The organism is Oceanobacillus caeni (assembly GCF_019037185.1).
GTDB lineage: Bacteria > Bacillota > Bacilli > Bacillales > Amphibacillaceae > Oceanobacillus > Oceanobacillus caeni.
The window spans coordinates 139,809-165,751 of sequence record NZ_JAHHXM010000001.1; the positions used below are offsets into that span (position 1 = coordinate 139,809).

Genomic DNA, 25,943 nt, shown 5'->3' on the forward strand with positions numbered 1-25,943 from the left:
GGCACCTTCACGAATTATTACTCCTTAATTTATCTGATTGAGCAAATCTGACAAAATAATTAATTGAATCTGGATTACTCATGGCATCAACACTTGCAGCTTTTTCCACAGAAATACCTAATAAAATTTTACGAACCGGAATCTCCATTTTCTTACCAGTTAATGTTCTTGGTACTTCTTTAATAGCAAATATATCATCTGGTATGTGGCGTGGAGACACTTCTTCTTTTATTTTCATATTTATTTTTTTCTTCAACTTGTCTGTTAAATCAACTTCTCCGGATAATACCACAAATAATGGCATATAAGCTTGATGGAGATATCCACTTAAGTCCACAACAAGACTGTCGAGCACTTCAGGTACAGATTCGACTGCATTATAAATCTCACTTGAACCACTTCTTACTCCCATTCGATTAATCGTTGCATCCGACCTTCCATAAATGACAGCACTACCACGTTCCGTTATTTTTAATAGGTCTCCATGTCTCCATACTCCAGGAAAATAATCGAAATAGCTTTCCTTATATCTTTTATCATCTGGATCATTCCAAAAGTAAAGCGGCATGGAAGGGAATGGCTTTGTAATGACCATTTCACCTATTTCACCTGTGACCGGCTTTCCGTTGTCATCATAGGAATAAACAGAAACCCCCAAGCATCTAGAAGGAATTTCACCAGCATGAATTGGTGATAGGGAGTTTCCAGCCACTATTCCTGCAGCTATATCTGTACCACCGCTAATAGGGGCTATCCTCACCCTCTTTTTTACATAATCATATACCCACTTAAATCCCTCTGGTGATAAAGGAGCTCCTGTATATGCAAAGGTATTCAGATTAGACAAGTCGTATGTTTCACCCGGTTTTATACCTACTTTCATACAATTTAGGATATGGCTGGGGCTAGTTCCAAAGATTGTCATTTTTGTTTTTTCAGCTAATCTAAAGAGAACGCCGTGATCTGGATACGAAGGACTTCCATCATATAAAACAACCGATGCGCCTGTAACCATAGCTCCTACCACACTATTCCACATCACCCAGCCGGTAGTTGTATACCAAAAGAATCGATCATTCGAAGTTATGTTTGATTGCAGATTTACGGATAAAAGAGAAAGTAATATTCCCCCATGCCCTTGAACAATTGGCTTTGGTAAACCAGTTGTACCGGACGAGTATAAAATCCATAGTGGGTGATCAAAGGGTACTCTCTCAAACGTTAGCTTGGCGGGAAGTCCGATTATTTCCTTCCAAAAAGTTCTTTGTTCTATACCACTCATATCAGGATCTTGATTTAAGTATGGTACTACGACTACTTTTTCAACACTAGGCAAATTTTCAACTAATTTTGAAACAGTTTCAATTCTGTTAAAAGGTTTTCCATTATACCTGTATCCATCAACAGTAAATAATACTTTTGGTTCAATTTGTTTGAAACGACCAAGAGTACTTCCAACACCAAATTCCGGAGCACAGCTGGACCAAATGGCTCCAATGCTTACAGTAGCAAGGAACGCTATAATGGTTTCAGGTATATTCGGCATATATGCAACAACACGGTCACCTTTTTTAACACCAATGGATTTTAAATAAGCTGCAATCGAAGCAGTCTTATCCAATAATTCAGTCCAACTTAATTCTGATAAAGGTTGATTCTCAGATGTGTAGAAAATGGCTGTTTTATCCTTTTTGACATTTCGTAATATATGCTCTGCATAGTTAAGAGTTGATCCAGAAAACCAATCGGCCCCTGGCATTATCTCTTTCTTTAAAACGGATTCATAAGGAGTATATGATTTCACTTGATAGTAATCCCAAATTGTCTCCCAGAACTCCTCCATATTATCAACAGACCATTTCCATAAATCTTCATATGTTTTCAGAGTAATATTTTTATTCATCCTCAACCATTTCTTATAATCCGTAATAGCTGCCCCTTCTATTTCCTTATTACTAGGACTCCAGAGTAATTCTCCTTCTTTAACAGTCATATTGCCTTCTCCCCTTTAAAAAGTTATTAATTTTCGGAATAAATTACCCATAGATGATGAATGCCGTTATTATTGCAAATATTAAGGCAATTAATGGTGCAATACAACATATCCAGAATACAGGTTTGTAACCTTCCTTGTGTGTCAATCCAGCGACTGTTAATCCAGTAACAACTGCACCATTATGAGGTAGGGAATCTAAGCCTCCTGAACTAATGGTAGCAATTCTGTGCAAGGCTTCTGGATCAACAAGAGTTGCATAGTGTCCACCTAGCGTATCCATGGCTATTCCTAGTCCACCTGAAGCTGATCCTGTAATACCAACAATGATATTTATTGCAATTGCAAATGAGATTAGTGGGTGACCAGGAATATTAAAAATAGCATCTTGTAACATTTGGAAACCTACTGTAGCTGAAACAACACTTCCAAAACCCACTACCGCACTAGTATTTAAAATTGGTGAAGCAACATTCATAGCACCAGTATTAAATGTTTTCATTGGCCGATCAATATATTTATAGAGTAGAATTCCAGCAGCAATCACTGCGATAGCCAATGATATTTCTATACTTAATTTAATGATATTTAGAAAGAGTAATAAGATAACCGATGGAATAATACTTAAAATAAAAGATGGATATTTTTGCTTGTTGTCAAATTTAAAAGTGTCATCCCCTTTTGTATCTTCATAACCCAAGTTCTTCATCTGATACCTCTTATCTTCTCGGCTTAACCACCAAAGGCCAAATGGTATAATAGTCAATGTTGCTACTATTCCGACAATTGGTGCTGCAGTTGCAGTAGTACCTAAATAATTAATAGGAATTAAATTTTGAATTTGCGGTGTTCCGGGAAGCATCGTCATCGTGAACGTACCAGAACCTAAGAATGCCGAACCAATAAATATTGGCCACGGAATATTTAGCTCTTTAAAAATGGGTCTTGCAATTGGCATGACTGCAAATATAACAACGAATAAACTAACCCCACCATAGGTTAATGCTCCGGTGATAGTCATAATTGCTATGATAACAGATAATCTACTTTTCTTACCTGTAACTTTTAGGATTCCTCTAGCTATACTAGTTGCAGCTCCACTATCTTCCATCACCTTACCAAAAAGGGCACCAAATAAGAATATTAAAAAGTAATTACCTACAAAACCAATAAACCCTTCTATATAATGGTTTGTCAAAGCCGCATCAATCGTAATCCCACTCGTTATTGCGACCAGTGCTGATACGGCTAGCGATATAATCAATAAATTAAATCCTTTTAATGCAAGAAATATTAGTAGTGATAATGCAACAATCGTCCCTACAACACTAGCAATTTCCATAATTATCCTCCCAATTTAATTACATAGGTTTACCCTTCCTTTTTCAAAAGTCTCCTTAATACTTTACCTGAGCTTGTGGCAGGTAAACTATCAATAAATTCTATAGCTCTTGGATACTTGTAAGCAGCCATTTTTTCTTTCGCCCATTCTATCATTTCATTCTCGCTTATTTTTCCTTTATAAGATGGTTTTAGCACGATAAATGCTTTAACGCTTTCGCCACGTTTTGGATCGGGAACACCAATACAAGCCACCTGAGAAATAGCTTCATGATCACTCATTAAAGCTTCAACATCTTCTGGAAATACACTGAAACCAGAGGATTTAATCATTTCTTTTACACGACCTAGAAAATATAAATAACCATCTTCATCAATACATCCAATGTCACCAGTGTATACCCAGCCATCACGTAATGTTTCTGCTGTTTCTTCAGGCCTATTTAAATATCCTTTAAATACACCTGGATTTTTTACCGCAATTTCTCCTTGTTTCCCTGGTGGAAGATCTTCTCCTGTTGCAAAATCAATAATTCGAAATTCTGTTTCGTATGTAGCGATTCCACATGATCCAAATTTGATCTTTTCGATAGGCATAAAGGTATCGCATGTATGCGTTTCACTTAATCCATACGATGCTTCAAGTAAAACACAACCTTTTGTTAACTTCTTCCAGGCGTTTGCTAATTTTTCGTCTACCTTCATACCAAAACTAGTTGCAAAATTTAATTCTAAGGACGAAAGATCTCTGTTTTCGATACCCGGGTGATTTAAAATAGCAGCATTCATTGTAGCAACCGAATAAAATTTATTAATCTTGTATTTCTCTATTGCTTGAATAGTAGCTTCCGTATCAAAACGAGTAAAGAGGACACAGAATAAGGCTTGGTATACAGGAATATTAACACCCATTACCATACCCGCAATATGGCATAGCGGAGCATTGGCTAGGGTTCTATCCCCTTCCCCCAATCTATAGCTATGAACAGTAGCTGCAGTTTTAAATAAAGCATTTCCATAGGTTAACATGGCAGCTTTTGGACGACCTGTCGTTCCTGAGGTAAATACCAATAACCCAACATCATTCCATATGTCAATTTCCTCGGTCTTCGATAATGGATCGGTGGATTGAATTATGTTTTTCATGTCATAGGTATTATTTATAATCCTTTTTTCGATTGTTAATTCTTCAGGTAGCGGAAGTGTTAATTGCTCTGGAAGTAAATCTATATAATTAGTAGTTACTATAAATTCAAGGGATAGAGTTTCACTTTTTATGGATTCGATATGTTGATAAAGTTCTTGGGAAGAGATAATTGCTTTAATTTCAGCTTCAGATATAAAATAAATTAATTCAGACGGCTTATACATTGGGTTCAGCGGAACAACAATAGCACCTAGCATTTGAATAGCATAGTGTCCAATTAAATATTGTGGACAGTTTTGCATATAAAGCGCAATCCGATCCCCTTTGCCGATACCTTTACTCTGTAAAAAGCTTGCAAATTTTTGAGTATAATCACTTAACTGCTTCCAAGTGATTGTATTTCCATAATACAAATATCCGGGTTGATTTGGAAAATCTACCGCGTTTTGCATTAAATATTCATGGAGGGGTTTTTCACCTAAACGATAATTTAATGTTTTTGGAAGTTCTTTTGGCCAACTTTTTATTAATACGTCCTTCACTTTTCCTCCTCCTTTTTATTTCTAATATTCAAAGTTTCCTATTTAATCTCAACAGCTTAAACAACTACCATTAAGACATCCCCTTCGTTAACAAAATCACCTTCTTTTACTTTAACCTCTTTTACTTTCCCGCTTTTTTCTGATTCAATTGGTATTTCCATTTTCATAGACTCTAAAATGACGACATCCTGATTTTCTATTATTTCTTCCCCGTGACTTACCAACACTTGCCAAACAACTCCTGCCAAATTCGCTTTAATTTCCATTAATTTCACCATCCTATAATTTTTGAATTGATTTGGTTTTGAAATAATTCTTTTAATTTATATTTTTCAACTTTATTAGTCGGTGTTCTGGGTAATTCGGAAATCATATAAATATATTTAGGCCACATAAATTTCGGCATGGTTTTCTGTATCCATTTTCTCAATTCGTCTTTGTGTAATTTTTCAGAATTAGGAACTACATAAATAACAATATCATCTTCATTGCCTTGAGTTGCCGGTACTGGAAAGGCTGCACAAACATTTACTTCTTTATGCTGATTTATCATATCCTCAACCTGATAGGAAGATATGTTCTCGCCTTTATGTCTAATTACATCCTTCATTCGGTCCACGAAATAATAATTTTCCTGTTCATCTTTATAGCCTGCATCTCCCGTATGGAACCACAAATTCTTAAATACTTCGACCGTGGCATTAGGAATGTTAAAATATTCATTGAATTGGAGAAAAGGATAACATGGCCTTAGAACGAGTTGACCTGTTTCATTAGGACCACATTCTTCATCATATTCATTAACTATTGTAGCCTCATAAAACGGAGTGACTTTTCCCATATATCCTTTCGGTAAATCTTGATTACCCTTTCGCAAAGGAATTCCTAATTCATTCGCAATCCTTTTTGTTTCTTCCTTCGTGTAACCTTTGTACAAGTTGGTTGGCGTCCCCTGACCTTCTTCTAATTCGTCTATGATTCCGACAAATCCTACCCCCGCTTCCGTTTGTCCATAGCCAGCTGAAACAAAATGAATGCCAAATCTTTCGGCTACTTGATGATGATACTTGGGAAGTGGTTGCATATGGACACGTGTTAATGTGTTGATATGATCGTTTTCACTAGGCTCCTTATTCATAAGCCAAGGAATCATGACATCTAATAAGATAGCGTTGGATGCCTTGCTTACCTTTATCCTTTTCCAGAAATCATTTGGGCTAAATTTATCCCAAAGTGCAACGGTGCACCCGATAAAAGCACCTCTAGCAACCAAGGCAAATGCCCCGCCAACGTGATACATTGGTAAATCATTATAAATTATATCCTCTTGCTTATTAAGTACACGAAACATATACGTGTACCCGTGTATCCAACGAAAAGATTGTACGACACCCTTTGCCTTCCCCGTTGTCCCGGAAGTATAAATTATGTTTGCGCTATCATAATATTTAATCTCAATATTTGGATTGTTTATATCTCCGGAAATCATTTCATCAAAAGTAGTAGTCGGAAACTTATCATGTATTTGGATATCTTTTAATCCTAGAAGATAGTCGTGACTTGCTTTCTTTGGCTCATAGAGAACAACAGGGATAGGGTTCAACTCGGATTGTACCTCATTTAATAACGAAATCATCTGTCTTTCTGTTATGAGAATACTTGGCTGCGTATCATTTAATTGGTGGGTTAATAATCTGCCTTTATAATTAAAATTGATTGGACAAAATACGGCTCCGACCTTCCATATTCCAAACTAGGATAAAAACTTTCTAATATGTTCAAAAGCTTCCTTTTCCGTTTTAACTATGTTATCTATTGCTCCACTTGAGCGGTGAACCTGTGAACCACCAAGTTCTTCCTTAGTCAATTTTTGTCCAACGCCATAATTAACTATTTGTGGCCCAGCAACAAACAATTGGGATATTTCTTCTACCATTACTGAGAAATGCGATGCGGTAACTCGTGCAGCCCCTAATCCGGCAACAGAACCTAAGCACGCTGCAACTACGGGAACCCTCCCCATATTTTTCACTACGTAATCCCAAGCGGGGTTAACCGGTACATAGGTATGCCCCTCTGTTTCTAGAAAGGTCACACTACCTCCGCCACCAGTTCCATCTACCAGCCTTACCATTGGCAATTGTAAATCGTGCGCCATTTGTTCAGAATAAATCTGTTTTTCCATAATTGCACCATCAGCGGCACCGCCCCGGACCGTAAAATCATCCGCACCAACAACAACTTTTCTTCCGCCAATCCTCCCTGTTCCAATTAAGAAGTTTGCAGGTGTAAACTCTTTTAATTCATTTCCCATTTCCCTCATATATTGCTTTTCCAGCAATTGCCCCTTTTTCATGGAAGGTGTTTTTATCCAGTAGATGATGGATTCTTTCTCGTACGGTTAATTTCCCTCTAGATCTATGTTTCTCTACGTTCTCCTTCCCCCCCATTTCCTTGGCTAGTTCTTCCCTTTTTCTTAATTCATCAATTTCTGGTTGCCAACTCATTTCTTGATCTCCTTCCTCAAACAATTAAGAATATTACTTATAAACATTACTACTCCCACCGACAACACTTATGGAATTTATAATCAGGATTGTCGATTGTTATAACAGCAATTCCACCATTCTTTCTAAGATACTAAATTACTTATTTTACTACTGATTCCTCCGAGTAGTCGTACCATCCTTTACCTGTTTTTCTGCCAAGGTGTCCTTGTTTTACTTTTTCTTCAATCGACTTTGCTGGTTTATCTCTCGGATCCCTTGTTTCCTCATAGAGCTGTAAATTTGCATAATAGCCTACATCTATTCCAGAAAGATCCGCTAGTTCAAACGGTCCAAGAGGGTGACTCAAAGCCTTTTTAGCTATCAAATCAATATCCTTAAAGTCGGCATAGCCATTTTCATATAAGTACATAGCTTCTTTTGAAAGAGCAAATAACAAACGATTCGCTATAAATCCATAAATCTCCTTTTCTAGTAATACCCCCGTTTTGCCAATGCTCTCACAAAAATCCATTGCTAACTGTGCCGTTTCATTGGATGTTTGATCGCTTTTAACTACTTCAACGCAATCCATCACTAATGGAGGAAAGAAGAAATGCATATTAATTACTTTGTCAGGCCTACTTGTCACATCAGCAATTTTCGAATTAACAATCGTGGAGCTATTCGTTGCTAATACTGTGTGCTTAGGTACTAGTTTATCTAACTTGGAAAACACCTCCCTTTTTACATCTAACTTTTCAACTACTGCCTCTATTACAAGATCGGCTTCAGCAACCGCTGTTTCCAAATCCGTTGTTAATTGAAGATTTGAGAAAGCTTCATTTTTTTCGTTCTCGGTTAATTTTCCTTTCTTAACCCAATCGTTCATCCGCTTCTCCAATGTTAATCTTGCCTTATCCAATGCCTTTTCGTTAATATCTTGTAAATAAGTCTCATAACCCCCAAGGGCACAAAGCATGGAAATTTGATGCCCCATGGATCCAGCTCCTAATACAGCTACCTTTTGAACTTGATTCACTATCATTTCCTCCTTCTAGATTGTTAATTATTGTGACGATTCTTCTTTTAATTTTCTTCTTAGAATTTTTCCAACACCTGTTTTTGGAAGTTCTTTTCTAAATTCAATAATGCGAGGTACTTTGTATGCAGAAAGATTAGCCCGACAATAGGAGATCAATTCCTCCTTCGTACAATTACTGCCATCTTTTAAAACAATAACTGCTTTCACGGTTTCCCCACGATATGGATCCGGAACACCTACAACAACTGCTTCTTGAATAGATTGATGTTCATATAATACTTCCTCCACATCGCGTGGATAAACATTATATCCACTAGCTATAATTAAATCTTTTTTGCGATCGACGATATAAAGATAGCCATCTTCATCCATATAAGCTATGTCTCCCGTATAAAGCCAACCATCTCGTAATGTTAGGTCTGTTTCATCAGGCATATTCCAGTATCCTTTCATCACTTGGGGACCTTTAATAATAATCTCTCCCACTTCACCAGCAGGAAGTTCCTTATTCCCAGTCGCTAAATCTACAATTTTATAATCTGTACTTGGAACACCAATTCCGACACTACCTGGTTTCCTAGTAGCAAATAACGGATTACAGTGTGTTGTTGGGGATGCCTCTGAAAGACCATACCCTTCCACTATTTTTGCCCCTGTTCTTTCTTCAAAAGATCGTAAAATCTCAACTGGCATAGGAGCACTACCGCTATTACAAATTTCCATACTATTTAAACCATATTCATTTACCTTAGGATGATTAATCAGAGCAATGTACATAGTAGGAACACCTGGAAATGATGTAGGCTGAATATTTTTAATCGTCTCAAGTACTTCTTCCAAATCGAATCTAGGTAATAGAATGTTTATGGCCCCTATATATATCGTTAAGTTCATACATGAGGTCATCCCATATACATGGAATAATGGAATAACGCTTAAATATCGTTCCTTCCCTATATTGATAGTATCCTTAAAAAACTCATAGGATTGCATAATATTTGCTAGAAGATTTCGGTGCGTCAACATGACTCCTTTTGACCGCCCTGTTGTACCACCAGTGTATTGCAATACTGCTACATCTTCTCGAGGATTAATATCCACTTCTACGGGCCGCTTATTTGCACTCTTTAAGAAAGACTGAAATCCTGTGGCCATATCATCTGTTGCATCCCGGCCTTCGATGTTCACTTTAATAACGTGTTTAACAAAAGTATTATCCATAACTTGATTTAGCACCGGTAGTAACGGTTCATAGATGACTATGGTTTCTGCTCCCGAATCATTTAATATATATTCTAATTCTTTACCAACAAGCATTGGGTTTAACTGTGTTACAATACCACCAGCTTGTAAAATACCGTAATAACTAATTACATACTGTGGACAGTTCGGTAGCATAATAGCTGCTCTATCACCTTTTTTGATACCTTTATCTTGTAAAGCTGCAGTAAATGCATCTACAAGATTATTAAGTTCCTTATAAGTCGTCTCCTTCCCATAAAAGTGGATTGCTGTGTTGTTTTGGAATTTGGAAACAGATTGCTTTAACATATCAGATAAGGACATATCAGGAATTGTTATTTCCTTAGAGATATGTTCTGGATAATGTTCTAACCATCTTTTCATTACGAATCCCCCTCAAGATTTAGTTTGAGACATCGTAACACCACGCTTCTTCTACCTCTTATTCACTCTCTTGGAGTACCCTCCATAAGATTTTTCCACTACTAGTTGTTGGGAAACTATCTCTGAACTCTATTATTCTTGGATACTTATAAGCAGCCATTTGGCCTTTTGACCATTCCATAATGTCCTGTTCCTTGACTTTACCTTTATAATGATCATTTAAAATGATAAATGCCTTAACGGTTTCCCCACGTTTTTTATCTGGTGCACGTACTACACACGCCTGTTGTACTGCTGGATGTTTGTATAAAATAGACTCAACTTCTGTAGGCCACACTTTAAAACCTGAGGCATTAATCATTCGCTTTAGACGATCAACAATAAAGAAATATCCTTCTTCATCCATACGAACAATGTCACCTGTTCTGAAGAATCGTTTGCCATCGATTTCTATATGTGCTTTTTCATTCTCTTCATCACGTTGATAGTATCCTATAAAAACTTGAGGACCATTTACAATTAGTTCTCCTTCTTGATTAACCCCAAGTTCTTTACCAGTAGTAGTATCTATAATTCTTGCATCTACATCGAATGAAGGTATTCCTAGACACTGCAATTTCGGTCGATCAGGTGGATTAAAATGGGTATGAGATATCGTCTCTGTTAAACCATACCCTTCGATAAATCGGAGTCCTGTTCTTTCATATAAATCCTCTCCTACCGCCTCTGGGAGAGGTGCTCCACCTCCTCCAATTACTTCTAATGATGATATGTTGTAGTTTTTTAAATTTTGGTTAGATAAAAAGTCGATTAACATCGTACTAATATTGATCCAATGGGTACATTTAAATTTCTCTATTGTTTTTGCAGCGTACTCACGATCCCATCTCGTCATAATCACAAGTGTACTTCCTGCATAAATTGGGGACAGTGTGCTGTGTATTAATCCCGTTACGTGGAAAAGTGGTAAGGTTGTTAATGTAATCGTATCCGCCGTTAAGTTCATCCAATGATAGGCCCCTACCGTATTTGCCTGAACCGTGCTATTTGTATGAACACACCCTTTCGGTAGTCCAGTTGTTCCTGAAGTATAAGGAATTATGGCAATATCTCCACTCTCTCCTTTATATGTAGAAGCCTGAAGTTCTTTATTTAATGCTTCCCTCCAAGGGATAGCTTCTATTTCACCATCGGCTGACTTAGCAACCCTTTGAATGAATGCGTCATCTTCTTTACTGTAATCGGAATAAGTAGCCACTATTATATTTCTTAATAAATTCTCTTTCTTTAAAGGAAGAGCTTTTTCATATAGTTCTTGACCCACAATTGCATGATTAATCCCACAGTCCTTCACATAGAATTCTAGGTCCTTTGTCAAACTCATTGGATTAATAGGAACGACAACCGCTCGTAACCGTAAAATAGCAAAGAAACTAATAATAAATTGAGGGGAGTTCTGCATGAACAGTAGAATATTATCTTTTTCTTTAATCCCCCATTCTTTTTCCATATATCCCGCTAGACTTTCCACTTCTTTAAAAAGCTCCTTGTAGGAATAAGAGGCTCCATAATAGTGAAAGGCTACTTTATCCGGATACTTTCTAGTAGACATTTCAAGATTTTCATATAGCGTTGTTTGGGGAACAGTTAAGTTCTTAGGTAACCTCAATGGCCAATGTTTATAATGATTGGTATTTCTCATCATCTTACTTTTTTATCCTCCTTCTTGAGCTCAGAAATCTATGGTATTAATATAATCTTTCCTTTTGTTTTCCTAGATTGTAGAATTTGATGAACATGTGCTACTTCTTCTAATGGATAAGTGCCACCAATCGTTGTTTTTATTTTCCCTTGCTCTACGAAACTAATTAATTCCTTCAAACTAAAAAGGTATAGATCTGGCTCTTTCATAATCTGTGAAAGAAAAAAACCAATAATGGATTGATTTCTTTTCATTAGTTTAGATGGGTAAAATTTAGGCATATTTCCACTCGCGACTCCATAAATAACAAGTCTTCCAAAAGGTGCTAGACAATTTACCGTCTTATGAAAGACATCTCCACCAACCATTTCTAGTGCAACATCGACACCTTTGCCCCCAGTAATTTCTCTTACCTTATTCTCCCAACCCTCTTCCATGTAGTTAACTAAATCATCCGCTCCCATTTCCTTCGCTAATTCCAATTTCTCAGGCGTACTAGCTGTAGCAATGATTCTTCCTGCACCGAAGATTTTTGCAAGTTGAACCGCTAACACTCCGACACCACCTGCTGCTGCATGAATAAGGACGGTCTCCCCCTCTTTAAGCCTTCCCATTGTCTTCAATATATGGTAAGCGCTTAAACCTTGTACCGGTATAGCTACAGCATGTTCAAAGGCTACTCCATCTGGAATAGGGATAAGCTGATTCGCCTTCACTATCGCATAATCTGCATAGCCACCAGATTCGATTAATGCCATCACCCTGTCACCTTTTTTTACCCCTTTTACCTTTTCTCCCATGCCAACAATTTCACCAGCAATCTCCAAACCTGGAATAAACGGCAATGGTGTTGGTACTACATATGCACCTTCACGTCTAGCTGTATCAGCATAATTTACTCCAATTGCCTTTATTTTTATTAGCACCTCTGTTTCTCCGATATTGGGCAAATCTAATTCAATTAATTTCAAGACTTCAGGACCACCGTATTCCTTAAATTGGACCACTTTCATATCTTATTCTCTCCTCCACTTGCTCATGTTTCATTTCTTTAGTTAGGTACTTTGGATAAACTTATTTAGTCTTCATCCTCTTATAGAGGTTGTTCAAAAAGTCCGGTGATCCTTCTTTTTGAACACGCACTTATATACCTCTACTATAGTTCAATGCATAATGAATTAAACTTTCAACTAACCGATTCAAGTTAGCAAATCGCTGATCCTGAGTTTGGCCTTTCTTAAACCGGTAATAGATTTGTTGACCAATTACCGCAAGCTTAAAATATGCAAAAGTTAGATAGAAATGGATATTGGATAAATCCCTACCACTTTTCTTCGCATATTCTTGCATAAATTCCTCTCTAGTATAAAATCCATTTCTAGTCGTAACTGGCTCTTTATTGAATCCACTTTTTAATTCTTCTGGATCACCAGCCTCTATCCAGTAGCCTAAAGCTGCTCCTAAATCAGCAAGTGGGTCCCCTACCGTTGTCATCTCCCAATCAAAAAGGCCAACCATTTCACTACAGTCTTCAGAAAACATGGCATTATTTAACTTATAATCGTAATGAATGATGGCTGAGTCCTCTCGAGTTGAAACATTTTTTTCTAGCCATTTTGTTAACTTCTCAACCCCTGAGATGTCATCTGTCTTTGAAAGATCATAACGCTTTATCCATCCTGCTACTTGTCGTTCCATAAATCCCTCTGGCTTAGATATGTTCAAAAGGTCTGTTTTCGTATAATCAACTTGATGTAGTTCAACGAGTTTATCAACCATGATTTGTGATAGCTTACGACCTATTTCAGGAGTGTAAGAGATAGATTCAGGAAACTCTGTATCTATTACTATTCCTTTTCTTCGTTCCATAACAAAAAGACTACTACCAATAATTGACTTATCATCCGAATAAATATACGGTTTTGGTGCAGTAGAATATAATGGGTGAAGGTTACTTAAAATTTGATACTCCCTTTTCATATCATGAGCCTTTGGAGCAACAGGCCCATGGGGAGGGCGGCGTAATACCGCCTCCCATGTCCCTATCTTTAATAAATAGGTTAAATTAGAATGTCCTGCTCCAAATTGCTCAATTTCCAGATTACCACTTGGAATGTTAGGGAGATTCTCTTTAATAAATTTAGATACAATTGCTTCATTTAACTCTTCACCTTGTCTTACATTGATTGTGTCATTATAAGAAGACTTCATACCATTTCCCTCCCGTGGCAAACACTTAGATACTATCCGACCAGTATATTATGACTATTCAAAAAATATTCCGGATTATTATCTATATATAGATAATAATCTAGTTTTCTATGCCCTTTAAAATAACATTTGCATAAATTTTTGCTAATTCACTAGGTGACACATCTCCCTCTGGGTTATACCAGTTATAACTCCAGTTCACAATACCTAATACCCCATACGCTATCATGTCTGGACGATCAGCTTTTCTGAATTCACCTTGTTCTATTCCAGCTTTAATTACCGCTTCTACGTTTAAATAAAACTGTTTTCTAATTTCCTTTATTTTCTCTATATTCCCTTCACTTAAATGCCTCAACTCTCTAAAGAAAACCCTAGCACTTGGTCCTTTTTCTGTCACATCCATGATTAATAAAGTAATAATTTCTGTAATTTTTTCTCTTTGGGATAAATGAGAGTTATCAACGATTTGTTTCTGTCTTTCCAAAAGATTTGTAATATAATCATAGTGAATATCCATTAACAATTGTTCTTTACTTGAATAATAGTAGTAGAAAGTCCCTTTTGTAACACCGATTGCATCTACAATATCTTGAATAGACGTTGCACTAAAACCTTTCTTTTCAAATAGTTTGATACTTACTTCTGTAATTTTCCCCTTCATCACAATCGTTCCTCACTGCATAAGATTTTTGTACATTAATGTCTAGCGACAGCGCCCAGCGACTAGTGAGACTTCCTTCACCTTCGTACTTCGCTAAATGGGCGCTTGCGCTTTTCTTATTATAATGTACCACAACGTCTATAGAAGTTCACTAAGCATAGGCGCTAGAACCACCGTCAACTCTTAGAATATCCCCTGTTACAAAATCTGATGCTGTTGATGCCAGAAAAAGGGCTGCACCTTTCATATCTTCATCACTACCGAATCTATTTAATGGTGTTCCAGCTAGAATTTTATCTCCACCCTTTTCTAATAAACCCTTTGACATTTTCGTAGGAAAGAAACCTGGAGCAATAGCATTTACATTAATGTTGTGAGGTCCCCATTTAACGGCTAAATCCTTTGTAAAAGTCATTACAGCACCTTTACTAGTATTATATCCAATGGTATCCATCACGTTTGGATCAGTCCCGCCAAACCCCGCAACCGAAGCAATATTAATGATTTTTCCTTTCCCTTTTTTCATCATAACTTTCCCGACTTCTAAACTCATTAAATACGTTCCAGTTATATTAACATTGATCACTTTTTCCCAAGCTTCAAAAGGCATTTCGGTTATTGGTGCACCCCAGGTTGCCCCACTATTATTCACTAAAATATCTACTGTTCCGAAATATTTCACTGTCTCGTGAACTACTTTTTTTACATCCTCCAGTTTGGAAACATCGCAACTGTAGGCTAATGCCTCCGTTCCAAATTTTCTTTTTAGTTCTTCAGCTTTTTCTTTGCAAGCATCTACTTTTCTAGAACATAAAACAAGGTTTGCTCCCGCATCCGCATAGGCTTCAGCAATTTGAGCCCCTAGTCCACGTCCCCCTCCTGTAATAATCGCAGTTTTTCCTTTTAAATTAAATAAATCCATAACACCCATTTTATTCCCTCCCACTATCATTACTGGTAGTTTTTCATTTCTAATCTCGCAATTTGGCGACGGTGAACCTCATCCGGTCCATCCGCAATCCGAAGTGTTCTTGCATTAGCCCAATGATACGCTAATGTAAAGTCGTCACTCACGCCTGCAGCACCAAATACTTGGATAGCACGATCAAGAACCTTTAATGCCATATTTGGGGCAACTACCTTAGTCATGGCAATTTCTTTTTTCGCCACTTTATTCCCAACGGTATCCATCATATATGCCGCTTTAAGTGTCAATAAACGTGCTTGTTCTATTTCAATACGAGAATCTGCAATCCACTCCTGGATGACTTCATGTTCAGACAATTTTTTACCAAAAGCCTCCCGAATCTGTATACGCTTACAAATATCTTCAAGAGCTCTCTCCGCAAGTCCTATTAAACGCATGCAATGATGAATTCTCCCAGGTCCCAACCTTCCCTGTGCAATAGCAAATCCTTTTCCTTCATCCCACAGCATATTTTCTGCAGGTACTCTAACATTATCATATTCTATTTCAGCATGACCATGCGGCGCATCATCATAACCGAATACTGGTAGCATTCGTTTTACTTTTACTCCAGGGGTGTCTAATGGAACAAGAATCATAGACTGTTGTTCATGCCTTGGGGCTGATGTATCTGTTTTTCCCATTACGATAGCAATCTTACATCTTGGATCTCCTGCACCAGAGGACCACCATTTTGTCCCATTTATAACATATTCATCACCATCTCTTACAATGCTTGTAGAAATATTCGTTGCATCACTCGACGCTACATCCGGCTCCGTCATAGAGAAACATGATCTTATTTCACCCGCTAACAAGGGCTCAAGCCATTCCTTCTTTTGCTTTTCTGAACCATAGCGCGCTAAGACTTCCATATTTCCTGTGTCTGGCGCACTACAGTTAAAAGCTTCAGGGCCAATCACCGATCTTCCCATTATTTCACATACGGGAGCATATTCTAGATTTGTTAACCCCGCCCCATATTCGCTTTCAGGTAAAAATAAGTTCCATAACCCCGCTTTTTTTGCCTTTTTCTTTAATTCCTCCATAATTGGAGGTATATCAGACCATCTAGTTTTTTGTTGATTTAATTGGTCTTGATAAACCTTCTCATTTGGATAAACATGCTCTTCCATAAACGTATTAACCTTTTTCTTTAAATCTAAAACCTTCTCAGAATATGAAAAATCCATTTTATCTCCCCTAACTCTATAATTTCACATACCTACCGTATAGTATGTTCCTAATATTTATAATATTATAGTAAAATTTAAAAATTGTAAACCCCTCTCTTCATATCGACAGTTATTTATCATCTACATATTTATTTATCCTAACTTTTGTCTGTACATATGCTTGCACCAACACATAAATCACAACCGCATATTTCCAATTAAAACGAATTCCATTTTTCAACGAACTTAACCCGTTCTCACTACTCAATACAATAACCGGCATAATTAACGGGGACAATAATATCGAAATAGTACTCCCAGATGTGATAGCTAATACGACCAATTCTTTCGCATATGGTGACACCCTCTCGGCATTAAAATACCGAGCTTCCAAAGTGGAAACCTCTTAAAAGAGGCGGAAGCAGTTCACTAGGATGGGAGCTTGTCTCCCGACAATCCATTGTTGTTCCATTTCTGGCCCACCTTCTAACATGACTGCCATACCCCATGCCACTTGGGGCTCCTAGGTTGGATTGTACCACCTAGGCACTTGAACTATAATACGAACCTATCTCACGACTGTTCCGTACTACCCCGCCAAGCTTGTGCTACGTGCAATATTATTTGAAGCATTCAAATCAGCATGACAAGTATAGCCACATTTTACGCAACGGAATTTATCTCCGTAGCGGTTATTCTTTTCTGCATGACCGCAACATCCGCAAAATTGGCTTGTTTGATAAGGGTTAATATCTACAACTGGAATATTGTGTTTCGCAGCTTTTTCTTTGATGAACTGTTTTAATTGATAGAAAGACCACGAGTGAATGGTTTTATCTGCTCTCTTCATGCTACGACATGTTTTTCGAATGTCGTCTAATGCTTCCATTTTTATGATTGGATTATCAAATTGTAGAGCGAAATCTACTATATCTTTAGCTAATTTTCGGTTATAATCTTTCATCCATTCTCTTTCTTTTTTACCTATACGTTTGATGACGCGCAGCGCCTTTGCTTTACCTAACGAACGTCGTAGGGAACAAAAATGACGTCGCATATAACCGACTTCCTTACCAGAAAAAAATTGTCTTTTACCACTAAAGGGTTCAGAAACGACCGCAATATGTCCCAACCCTAGATCCACACCAATAGATGTAGACTTTTGTCGTTTCATGTTTTCAAAGATGCGTTTATGTTTCTTTTCAAAGTCTAGTTCTGAACTTATTTGTATTGGAATTGCCACATACCAATGTTTTCCTTTACGCAACAATTCCATGGTTCCACGAAACCCTTTCTTCTTTTGCGTCAGAAATGGAAAAAACGTTTGTACATCTTTTGTTTCTACTACCGGTAGTGCCTTTTTCCCCATATTAGAGGTAAATGCAATGTACCATCTTCCATTTTTCTCTATGGAATTCCAGTTTTGATTATTTATTTTCACACCAAGTGACTTTTTGAAAATAGGAATCGTTGTTGCTCGCCCTTTCCTATAATCAGAAACAGCCTTTTTTGCGCGACGAATAGCCTCGTTTTTTATAGAGGATTTGAGGTTGAATGGTACGTCTTTTGAAGAAATTTTTTCTCCATTTTGAATGCGTTCCACACAATCATTTACGCAATTAGAAAACTCCTTTTGCTCATAAATGAATTGTTTATGCTTTTTCTTTGTTGGCTTTTTGAGTTTAACTAATATAGTTTTCGTAGCCATTTTTTCACCTCCCATATGGGGATATTTTACCAAACATATGTTCTATCATCAACCTAAAAGGCCTTAGATATTAAAGTTATTCAAAAATAAAAGACTTGGCATTCATCCCCTCATTAAAATAAGGGGCGTTCTGCCAAGCTCGTAAAATGGTAAACAACACAATAGTAATTCTTATTCCTAAGCTAAAAAATAACTGCATGTTTACGTCTCCCAACAGCTATGTACTCTTATATCCCTTTTCATTACTATAGCACAGCAGCTGTTGGATTATTGTCGAACTTTAGCAAAGAAAAAAAGCATTCACCACAGAATAGGTGAATGCCTTTTTGGAAGGTATCAATTAAAAAAGTATTCCATTCTTGCTTCGACTTCAGGAACTTAAATCACCGCATGCTCTTCCTCTTTCATGTCCGTAATAAACATATACCCCGGAGCATGGGTGATCACTAATTCTGGTCTACTTGCCATGACTACTGCTTGAGGGGTAACGCCACACCCCCAGAATACTGGAATTTCTCCTTCATGTATGGTTACGGGATCACCAAAATCAGGATCATTAATATCTTCAATTCCAATCATGGAAGGATCGCCAATATGAATCGGGGCCCCATGAACAGATGGAAATCTAGACGTAATTTTCGTAGCACGAATTGCATCATTAGGTTTCATTGGACGCATACTTACTACCATTGGCCCTTGGAAAACTCCGGCAGGTTCACAAAGAATATTTGTCTTATACATCGATACATTTTTACCTTCCTCAATGTATCGAATTGGAATTCCATTATCTATTAAAGGCTTTTCAAATGTGAAACTACAACCGATTAAGAAGGAAACAAAATCATCTTGCCAATAAGGGGTGATGTCTGTAACTTCTTCGACCAATTCCCCATGTTTATAAATACGATACTTTGATATATCTGTCCGCAAATCACCAGTTGGTGCCGTCTTTTTCGGTACAGGGGAACCGACATCTGTTACTTCGATTAATGGACATGATTTAGGATTACGCATACTAAACAATAAAAAATCATACGCATATTTCTTTGGCAAAATCACTAGGTTTACTTGTGTATACCCTGGTGCTAACCCAGTTGTCGGCTTTTGCCATTCCCCAGTTCTGATTTGTTGACGTATCTCTTCTGTAGTTTTACTCACGATGCATAACCTCCTTTAATTTCATCAAATTCATTATTAAAAAACCCCTGCTCCAACTGCCAATTGATGTAATATTTTTTCCTGTTTAATACGTAAAGTTTGTGCTTCATGTACACTTATTGCCTCAAATTGCAATTTTCTACCTGGTAAATTCTGAGCAACCCTTGCAATATCAACTGAAATGACAGTGGCAATCCTTGTATAACCACCTGTTGTTTGACGGTCTGCCAAAAGTATAATGGGTTGACCATTTGCTGGAACTTGTACCGTACCGGGAAAAATACTGTCTGAGATAATATCCGCTCCTGTTACATGTTGAAGTTTTGGACCATTTAAACGCATACCCATTCTATCCGTCTGTTTTGTAATTTCATATGTCCCAGTCAAAAGTGTTTCGATACTTTCTTGTAAAAAGGCATCCCGATCAGGTCCTAATATTACTCTTATTTTTTGATCCGATTGATAATTAGGAATTAGATTATCGGGCAATCTTCTCACTCTGTTCTTCCCTGTTACTTTTCCAGAAGGTAACAAATCATCTTTTTGTAAAAATCTACCCTCGATTCCTCCGATCCCAGCTTTTACATAGGTAGAGCGACTTCCCATGACAACCGGTACGTCTATCCCACCTGCAACAGCAATGTATGTATAGACACCCTTCTTGGGCTGACCAAACGAAAGCGATTGTCCTTTATGAACGAAAATGGAAGTCCACATTGGGATATCTTTCCCATCCAGTTGAGGAGATAAATCGGCACCACAAATAGCGATGACAGTATCTTTCAAAAATTGTAATTTAGGTCCCATGATTACCGCCTCGATTCCAGCAGCGTTTCGTTCATTCCCAACAAGTAAATTCCCTACTTGGAGGGCATAAGGATCCATTGCACCAGATACTACCATTCCATATTGTTGATATCCTGTTCTTCCAAGGTCCTGAACTGACGTAGTTAGTCCAGATTTTTCTACCTTTATAACTGCATTTTCCAAGTTACATCCCTACTCTTTTTAAAATAATTCCATTGTTCGTTAATTCTGTATTTAATTTCTTCACAAATTCTAATGATTTTTCACTATCCCCGTGTATACAAATGGTATCTGCTTGAATCCGTATATCTGAACCGTCGACCGCTTCTACTCTTCCTTCTTTAACCATACGTATAACCCGTCCGACAGCTTCATCTGGGTCAGTTACCATGGCATTTGCATGACTCCTAGATGTCAAGCTTCCATCTGGTTGGTATGTACGATCAGCAAAAACTTCTTCCGCTACTTGCAAGCCAACTTTCTTCCCCATATGTATTAATTCACTACCTGCTAACCCATATAAAATGAGTTCTGGATCTACATCATGAACAGCTTGAGCTATCGTTTCTGCCATCTCCTGATCTCTACTTGCCATATTATATAATGCCCCATGAGGTTTTACATGATTTAGCTTTGAGTTGTTTATTCTTGCAAAAGCTTGAACCGCTCCAATTTGATAAACGATTAAATTATAAAGCTCGTCCGCATCTAGCTTTATTTCTCTTCTACCAAATCCATGCAAATCCATAAAGCCTGGATGTGCTCCCACTCCAACGTCATTTTCGACTGCTTTTTGTAGGCTCTTTTGAATCACATTATGATCTCCTGCATGATAACCACAAGCAATATTTGCTGACGTAATGTATTTCATGACCTCATCATCACGACCAATTTTAAATGGACCGTAACTTTCTCCTAAGTCACAATTTAAATCAACGTAATTCCCCAAAACGTTCACTCCCCTTCATAAAATGCTATTTCTACTTCATAGCTATTTTCTTCAACTTGTTTTTCTATCTCCTTATATTCGGATTCTGATACCTGAACGAAACGAATATAGTTCCCAGCTTTTAATAAAATAGGTTTATTTCTCATGGGATCATATAGTTTCACTGGTGTTTTACCAATGATTTGCCATCCACCCGGGGTTTCCATAGGATACACACCTGTTTGCGAACCAGCAATTCCAACGGAACCTGCTGGTATTTTTAATCGTGGTTCTTTCAGTCTAGGTGTAGCAATTTTTTCAGACATCCCACCTAAATAAGGAAAACCAGGTGTGAAACCCATCATATAGATTAAATAATCCGAGCTTGTATGAATGCGAATAACCTCATCTATACTTAATTGGTTGTGATTCGCAACCCGTTCTAAGTCAGGTCCTGTCTCACCACCGTAATAAACAGGTAATTTAATAACATTTGCTGGTGGCAATGTTATTTTTTCTAACTTTTCTCGCATGCCTTCTATTTGTTGCTTTATTTCTTCAAATGTAATTATATATGGCTCATAATATATGGAAACCGCCGTATAAGTAGGAATCCATTCGATAACGCCTCGTATCTTTTCTCTTTCTATAAACCACGAAAGGCTGCGGATTTTAGCATTTGTTTCTTTTGAGATAGAATTTCCTAATTGCACTCTTATCCCACAATCTCCTAACGGTTCAATTTGAAACATCTTATCCCCACCATTACTAGTTTTTCTTTCCATTAAAATAGTTGCGGTATCATTTGAATCAATGTTCTCACACCTAAATACGCCGTTAATATAACGACAATCGCACCAAACACCGTTAACCATAAAGGATGTTTATAATCACCAACTATTTTCTTATTATGTGCTGCAAAAAGCATTGGTCCTAATGTTAAAGGTAAAATCAGTCCATTTACTGCTCCAGCTAAAACGAGCAATGTTGCCGCCTCGCCGATAAATACAAAAACAATGGTAGAAAACAAAATAAATCCAATAATCCAATACTGATAATACTGTTCAATCTTCGGATGAAACGTTCGTAAAAAAGATACCGAAGTATACGCAGCACCGATAACGGAAGAAATTCCGGCAATCCATAACACTAGACCAAATATTCGATACCCAATGTCGCCTGCTGCATATTGGAATACAGTTGCTGCTGGATTGGATGGATCCAGATGAACACCGGCATAAACAACACCTAATACTGCTAAAAATAATAAAATACGAACAAGGGAGGCAACTATAATTCCCGTTATAGAAGTTTTTGTAACCTCTGGTATACTCTCTTTCCCTTTAATTCCTGCATCTAATAAGCGATGCCCGCCAGAAAAGGTAATATAACCACCGACCGTTCCACCTACAATTGTAATAATCGCATAAAAATCTAATTCCAAAGGAACAAACGTTCGATACACCGCATCGCCAACGGGTGGTTGACTGACAAACATCACATAAGCAATTAAAACAAGAAGTACAGCACCTAGAATATTCACGATTCGATCCATTGCTGCTCCCGCCTCTTTAGACAGGAAAATAAAAATACAAATAGCGGCTGAAATGATTGCACCAACTTTCGGATTAATTCCGAGTAAAGCATTAAGCCCAAGTCCGGTACCACCAATATTTCCAATATTAAAGGCAAGCCCACCAATCACAATAAAGAGGGCAACAACTATTCCTAATCCGGGAATCACTGCACTGGCAATCTCCTGGCCTCTTTTACCAGATACTGCAATAATTCTCCATACATTCAACTGTGCTCCAATATCTAAAATAATGGATACAAGGATAACAAATCCAAAACTAGCTAAAAGTGTTTCGGTGAAAACTGCTGTTTGGGTTAAAAAGCCAGGTCCAACAGCTGAAGTTGCCATAAGAAAAGCAGCACCAATCAAAGCACGGCTTCTATTTTTTTTCTCCTTTTCTGACAGCAATGGTGTTCCACTATTCTTCTTATCCGACATGTAATTCTTTCCTCCTAGGTGTTTCTTCGTAATATTTAGGATTTCCCTTCTTTTTCGTACTATTCTTTAGGTTGTTTATGATGAAATTATAAAACTAAGGCATAGCCACCCTTTATGGCCAATGCCTTAGTTGCACTTATACTAGATTACAATGTTTATCCATTCTTATCTACCGAAAAAAGCTTTAAAGAAGGATTCCATCAGTAGGGATTTTCCTCCATCCCCCACTGATGGTTAGTCGCACTTATCGTGCCTTTACAAACAGTTGATCTCCCGCTTATTTTTTTGTTTCCCCAGAAGCTTAAGGTGGGAATCTTACTGCCCGTTAAGGTGGGATAAATACAGTTAGAATGTTTACAGTATACGTAAAATTATAAGGGATTTTTAATTTTTTTGTCTAGTATAAACACCAAGGCTACTGCAAAATCCCCAAATTACGATAAATTAGATGAAGGAGTTTTTGATTTATATTTAAAAAAGAAGCACTAAAGCATTTCCAGCCCCAGTGCCTCTTTACCTTCTATTTTAGTTCCAATAACTTTTGTTTTAATTCATTCTCCATATTTTGTAGTTCTATTTCGGCTTGTTTACGTTTTTGGCGTCCTTCTGATTGAATTTGCAAGGTTTCTTCTATCGTTGAAACAAGATCTTCTTGAGTTTTCTTCATTGTTTCAATATCAATCAATCCCCGTTCATTTTCCCTTGCAGATTCAATCGTGTTTGTTTTTAACATTTCCGCATTTTTCGCGAGTAGATCGTTCGTAGTCTGCGTCACTTGTTTCTGTGCTTCCACTGCATTACGTTGTCGTAATAATGTTAGGGCAATTGCGATTTGATTTTTCCATAATGGAATAGCAGTCAGAACGGATGATTGAATTTTTTCTACTAATGCCTGATTCGTGTTTTGAATGAGACGAATTTGTGGAGCGCTTTGCATTGTAATTTGTCTGCTTAATTTCAAATCATGAATACGTTTATCGAGTCTGTCCATAAATTGAATGGTATCATTTACTTCTTGTACATCCATTTGATTTTGACTACGTTCTGCTTTTCGTTTTAATTCTGGTATTACTGTCATTTCAAGTTCCTGGATTTTCACTTCTCCAGCCGCTATATAAATATTAAGCGCATCATAGAAATCTCGATTTTTATCAAACAATTGTTGTAAAAGTTGATTATCCTTCATAAGCGCATTTTTACTTCGATCTAGTCTCACACTAATCCGATCAATTTGTGCTCCTGTTTTTTGGTATTTTGACAGGATTTCATTCACCGTACTGGAGATTTTACCAAACATTCTTGATAAGAAACCACTTTTTTCTGTCTTTAATTCATCTGGATTAACGGATTCTAATTTCTTCATTAAATCATTTAAAATACCACCAATCTCCTGTACATCATTATTATCCACCTGTTCTAACATCGAATGGGAAAAATCATGTAGTTTTGCTTGAGCATTCGTTCCATACGTAATAACAGAGTCAGGCGATTTATGATCAATTTGTTTCGCAATTTCATAAGCCTTTTGCTTGTCCGATTCCTGTAATCCGTCAATCATCTTCTTCGGCACATTTTCGTTCGATTTTATCTCCGTTATATCCTTTGGTGATTCATCCTGAGTTCCAAATGGATTGGCAAGTAAATCCTCTATTTCATCCGAGCGTTTTGATTCGTTCATTTAATAAATCCCCCTGTTCGTTTTCTTCATGCGATTAATGGAATTCTTAGCTACATCCAATTCAAAATGTAAGGTATCTACATCGTCATTTAGCATAATATATAAATCTTTCTTCACGGATTCATTTAAACTGTTTAATGTCGAGTCTGTCTCATGTAAGGATACTATCATTTCCTTCGATTTAGCTGGTTGTGAGGAGAGGAAGGAATATTTTTCTGCAAGCTCTACTAATGAATCCAAACGTTCATAAAAGAATCCTTCTGCTTTATAAAACCGCTTCGGCTCTTTTTTGGTGTTGGAATATATTTTTCGAACGGTACGAATCATTTCAATGTTTCGTTTCGCATGTTGAATACTACGAACATTTACTAAAGCGCGTTGCAAGCGTGAAATTTTTTCTTTCGCTTCTTTTAAGTTTTTTTCAATGTATTTATATTCCTTATGTGTTAGTCCATTTTTCTTTACAAAACGTCTATTAGAAACTCCTCCTACAGTTAGAAACGTTAACCCTCCACTAATTAAAGCATATACACTGGAAAGAAGAAATGTTTGCTCTAAAGCTAAAAAACTTAGAAGCCATATCGCAATCATCATAGTGAATGATGAAATCGACTGTATCATAAATAGAACAAATGTCCTCAAATGGTTCATCTCCTATTTTCAAACTTGATTATCTTTTATTTACCCTTCTAATACGTATTCATACCCCAAAAGGTTTCATATATCTTCATTTTAATAAATTTGTCCAAAC

24 protein-coding genes are annotated in these 25,943 nt (G+C 37.1%); all 24 read right to left on the bottom strand.

Annotated features, from left to right (window positions below; genetic code table 11):
• Positions 1-7: 7 nt before the first annotated feature.
• A complete protein-coding gene (locus KM885_RS00610) occupies positions 8-1,993 on the bottom strand; it encodes an acetoacetate--CoA ligase (RefSeq protein WP_047184877.1) in 1,986 nt (661 codons plus the stop codon).
• A 43-nt stretch (positions 1,994-2,036) separates the two neighbouring features.
• Positions 2,037-3,335, bottom strand: a complete 1,299-nt coding sequence (locus tag KM885_RS00615; RefSeq protein ID WP_047184878.1) for a GntP family permease — start codon at positions 3,333-3,335, stop codon at positions 2,037-2,039.
• Between the two features lie 29 nt (positions 3,336-3,364).
• Positions 3,365-5,023, bottom strand: coding sequence for a class I adenylate-forming enzyme family protein (locus KM885_RS00620; RefSeq protein WP_338113643.1), 1,659 nt, complete (start codon positions 5,021-5,023; stop codon positions 3,365-3,367).
• A 56-nt stretch (positions 5,024-5,079) separates the two neighbouring features.
• Positions 5,080-5,289: an acetyl-CoA carboxylase biotin carboxyl carrier protein subunit gene (locus tag KM885_RS00625; RefSeq protein ID WP_047184880.1), complete on the bottom strand. Its 210-nt coding sequence runs from the start codon at positions 5,287-5,289 to the stop codon at positions 5,080-5,082.
• A 5-nt stretch (positions 5,290-5,294) separates the two neighbouring features.
• Positions 5,295-6,770: an AMP-binding protein gene (locus KM885_RS00630; protein ID WP_338113644.1), complete on the bottom strand. Its 1,476-nt coding sequence runs from the start codon at positions 6,768-6,770 to the stop codon at positions 5,295-5,297.
• 6 nt (positions 6,771-6,776) lie between these two features.
• On the bottom strand, positions 6,777-7,346 hold the full coding sequence (locus tag KM885_RS00635) for a carboxyl transferase domain-containing protein (RefSeq protein WP_052771685.1): 570 nt from the start codon (positions 7,344-7,346) through the stop codon (positions 6,777-6,779).
• A complete protein-coding gene (locus tag KM885_RS00640; RefSeq protein ID WP_145523508.1) occupies positions 7,327-7,530 on the bottom strand; it encodes a hypothetical protein in 204 nt (67 codons plus the stop codon). The genes KM885_RS00635 and KM885_RS00640 overlap by 20 nt, the downstream gene beginning before the upstream one ends.
• Before the next feature lie 142 nt (positions 7,531-7,672).
• A complete protein-coding gene (locus KM885_RS00645; RefSeq protein ID WP_060667633.1) occupies positions 7,673-8,557 on the bottom strand; it encodes a 3-hydroxyacyl-CoA dehydrogenase family protein in 885 nt (294 codons plus the stop codon).
• Positions 8,558-8,578: 21 nt separating this feature from the next.
• Positions 8,579-10,180, bottom strand: coding sequence for a long-chain-fatty-acid--CoA ligase (locus tag KM885_RS00650; protein ID WP_216883394.1), 1,602 nt, complete (start codon positions 10,178-10,180; stop codon positions 8,579-8,581).
• 58 nt (positions 10,181-10,238) lie between these two features.
• Positions 10,239-11,882, bottom strand: a complete 1,644-nt coding sequence (locus tag KM885_RS00655) for a long-chain-fatty-acid--CoA ligase (RefSeq protein WP_216883454.1) — start codon at positions 11,880-11,882, stop codon at positions 10,239-10,241.
• A gap of 38 nt (positions 11,883-11,920) precedes the next feature.
• A complete protein-coding gene (locus KM885_RS00660; protein ID WP_216883395.1) occupies positions 11,921-12,895 on the bottom strand; it encodes a quinone oxidoreductase family protein in 975 nt (324 codons plus the stop codon).
• 130 nt (positions 12,896-13,025) lie between these two features.
• Positions 13,026-14,093: a phosphotransferase family protein gene (locus KM885_RS00665; RefSeq protein WP_216883396.1), complete on the bottom strand. Its 1,068-nt coding sequence runs from the start codon at positions 14,091-14,093 to the stop codon at positions 13,026-13,028.
• 100 nt (positions 14,094-14,193) lie between these two features.
• The gene (locus tag KM885_RS00670) at positions 14,194-14,757 is read right to left on the bottom strand and encodes a TetR/AcrR family transcriptional regulator (RefSeq protein ID WP_145523517.1); all 564 of its coding nucleotides are present in this window, start codon (positions 14,755-14,757) and stop codon (positions 14,194-14,196) included.
• A gap of 151 nt (positions 14,758-14,908) precedes the next feature.
• Positions 14,909-15,688: an SDR family oxidoreductase gene (locus tag KM885_RS00675; protein ID WP_047184886.1), complete on the bottom strand. Its 780-nt coding sequence runs from the start codon at positions 15,686-15,688 to the stop codon at positions 14,909-14,911.
• Positions 15,689-15,708: 20 nt separating this feature from the next.
• Positions 15,709-16,917, bottom strand: a complete 1,209-nt coding sequence (locus KM885_RS00680) for an acyl-CoA dehydrogenase (RefSeq protein WP_216883397.1) — start codon at positions 16,915-16,917, stop codon at positions 15,709-15,711.
• A gap of 112 nt (positions 16,918-17,029) precedes the next feature.
• Positions 17,030-17,293: a hypothetical protein gene (locus tag KM885_RS00685; protein ID WP_060667721.1), complete on the bottom strand. Its 264-nt coding sequence runs from the start codon at positions 17,291-17,293 to the stop codon at positions 17,030-17,032.
• Between the two features lie 195 nt (positions 17,294-17,488).
• Complete coding sequence (locus KM885_RS00690; RefSeq protein ID WP_047184090.1) at positions 17,489-18,607, bottom strand: RNA-guided endonuclease TnpB family protein; 1,119 nt, start codon at positions 18,605-18,607, stop codon at positions 17,489-17,491.
• 378 nt (positions 18,608-18,985) lie between these two features.
• Positions 18,986-19,768, bottom strand: coding sequence for a putative hydro-lyase (locus KM885_RS00695; protein ID WP_204797884.1), 783 nt, complete (start codon positions 19,766-19,768; stop codon positions 18,986-18,988).
• 33 nt (positions 19,769-19,801) lie between these two features.
• Entirely contained in the window at positions 19,802-20,755 is a 954-nt protein-coding gene (locus KM885_RS00700; RefSeq protein ID WP_047184092.1) for a 5-oxoprolinase subunit C family protein, read from the bottom strand.
• Between the two features lies 1 nt (position 20,756).
• Complete coding sequence (locus KM885_RS00705; RefSeq protein ID WP_047184093.1) at positions 20,757-21,521, bottom strand: LamB/YcsF family protein; 765 nt, start codon at positions 21,519-21,521, stop codon at positions 20,757-20,759.
• Positions 21,522-21,526: 5 nt separating this feature from the next.
• Complete coding sequence (gene pxpB / locus KM885_RS00710; protein ID WP_047184094.1) at positions 21,527-22,252, bottom strand: 5-oxoprolinase subunit PxpB; 726 nt, start codon at positions 22,250-22,252, stop codon at positions 21,527-21,529.
• 32 nt (positions 22,253-22,284) lie between these two features.
• Complete coding sequence (locus KM885_RS00715; protein ID WP_216883398.1) at positions 22,285-23,514, bottom strand: NRAMP family divalent metal transporter; 1,230 nt, start codon at positions 23,512-23,514, stop codon at positions 22,285-22,287.
• A 520-nt stretch (positions 23,515-24,034) separates the two neighbouring features.
• Positions 24,035-25,192, bottom strand: a complete 1,158-nt coding sequence (locus KM885_RS00720) for a toxic anion resistance protein (RefSeq protein ID WP_216883399.1) — start codon at positions 25,190-25,192, stop codon at positions 24,035-24,037.
• A complete protein-coding gene (locus KM885_RS00725; RefSeq protein ID WP_244986859.1) occupies positions 25,193-25,834 on the bottom strand; it encodes a 5-bromo-4-chloroindolyl phosphate hydrolysis family protein in 642 nt (213 codons plus the stop codon).
• Positions 25,835-25,943: the final 109 nt, after the last annotated feature.

Coding starts and splice junctions, on each gene's coding strand:
- KM885_RS00615 (WP_047184878.1), bottom strand. CDS start 3,335: ATGGAAATTGCTAGTGTTGTAGGGACGATTGTTGCATTATCACTACTA.
- KM885_RS00680 (WP_216883397.1), bottom strand. CDS start 16,917: ATGGATTTTTCATATTCTGAGAAGGTTTTAGATTTAAAGAAAAAGGTT.
- KM885_RS00715 (WP_216883398.1), bottom strand. CDS start 23,514: ATGTCGGATAAGAAGAATAGTGGAACACCATTGCTGTCAGAAAAGGAG.
- KM885_RS00640 (WP_145523508.1), bottom strand. CDS start 7,530: ATGAGTTGGCAACCAGAAATTGATGAATTAAGAAAAAGGGAAGAACTA.
- KM885_RS00720 (WP_216883399.1), bottom strand. CDS start 25,192: ATGAACGAATCAAAACGCTCGGATGAAATAGAGGATTTACTTGCCAAT.
- KM885_RS00655 (WP_216883454.1), bottom strand. CDS start 11,882: ATGAGAAATACCAATCATTATAAACATTGGCCATTGAGGTTACCTAAG.
- KM885_RS00625 (WP_047184880.1), bottom strand. CDS start 5,289: ATGGAAATTAAAGCGAATTTGGCAGGAGTTGTTTGGCAAGTGTTGGTA.
- KM885_RS00675 (WP_047184886.1), bottom strand. CDS start 15,688: ATGGGTGTTATGGATTTATTTAATTTAAAAGGAAAAACTGCGATTATT.
- KM885_RS00645 (WP_060667633.1), bottom strand. CDS start 8,557: ATGATAGTGAATCAAGTTCAAAAGGTAGCTGTATTAGGAGCTGGATCC.
- KM885_RS00665 (WP_216883396.1), bottom strand. CDS start 14,093: ATGAAGTCTTCTTATAATGACACAATCAATGTAAGACAAGGTGAAGAG.
- KM885_RS00650 (WP_216883394.1), bottom strand. CDS start 10,180: ATGAAAAGATGGTTAGAACATTATCCAGAACATATCTCTAAGGAAATA.
- KM885_RS00670 (WP_145523517.1), bottom strand. CDS start 14,757: ATGAAGGGGAAAATTACAGAAGTAAGTATCAAACTATTTGAAAAGAAA.
- KM885_RS00610 (WP_047184877.1), bottom strand. CDS start 1,993: ATGACTGTTAAAGAAGGAGAATTACTCTGGAGTCCTAGTAATAAGGAA.
- KM885_RS00660 (WP_216883395.1), bottom strand. CDS start 12,895: ATGAAAGTGGTCCAATTTAAGGAATACGGTGGTCCTGAAGTCTTGAAA.
- KM885_RS00635 (WP_052771685.1), bottom strand. CDS start 7,346: ATGAGGGAAATGGGAAATGAATTAAAAGAGTTTACACCTGCAAACTTC.
- KM885_RS00690 (WP_047184090.1), bottom strand. CDS start 18,607: ATGGCTACGAAAACTATATTAGTTAAACTCAAAAAGCCAACAAAGAAA.
- pxpB (WP_047184094.1), bottom strand. CDS start 22,252: ATGTTTCAAATTGAACCGTTAGGAGATTGTGGGATAAGAGTGCAATTA.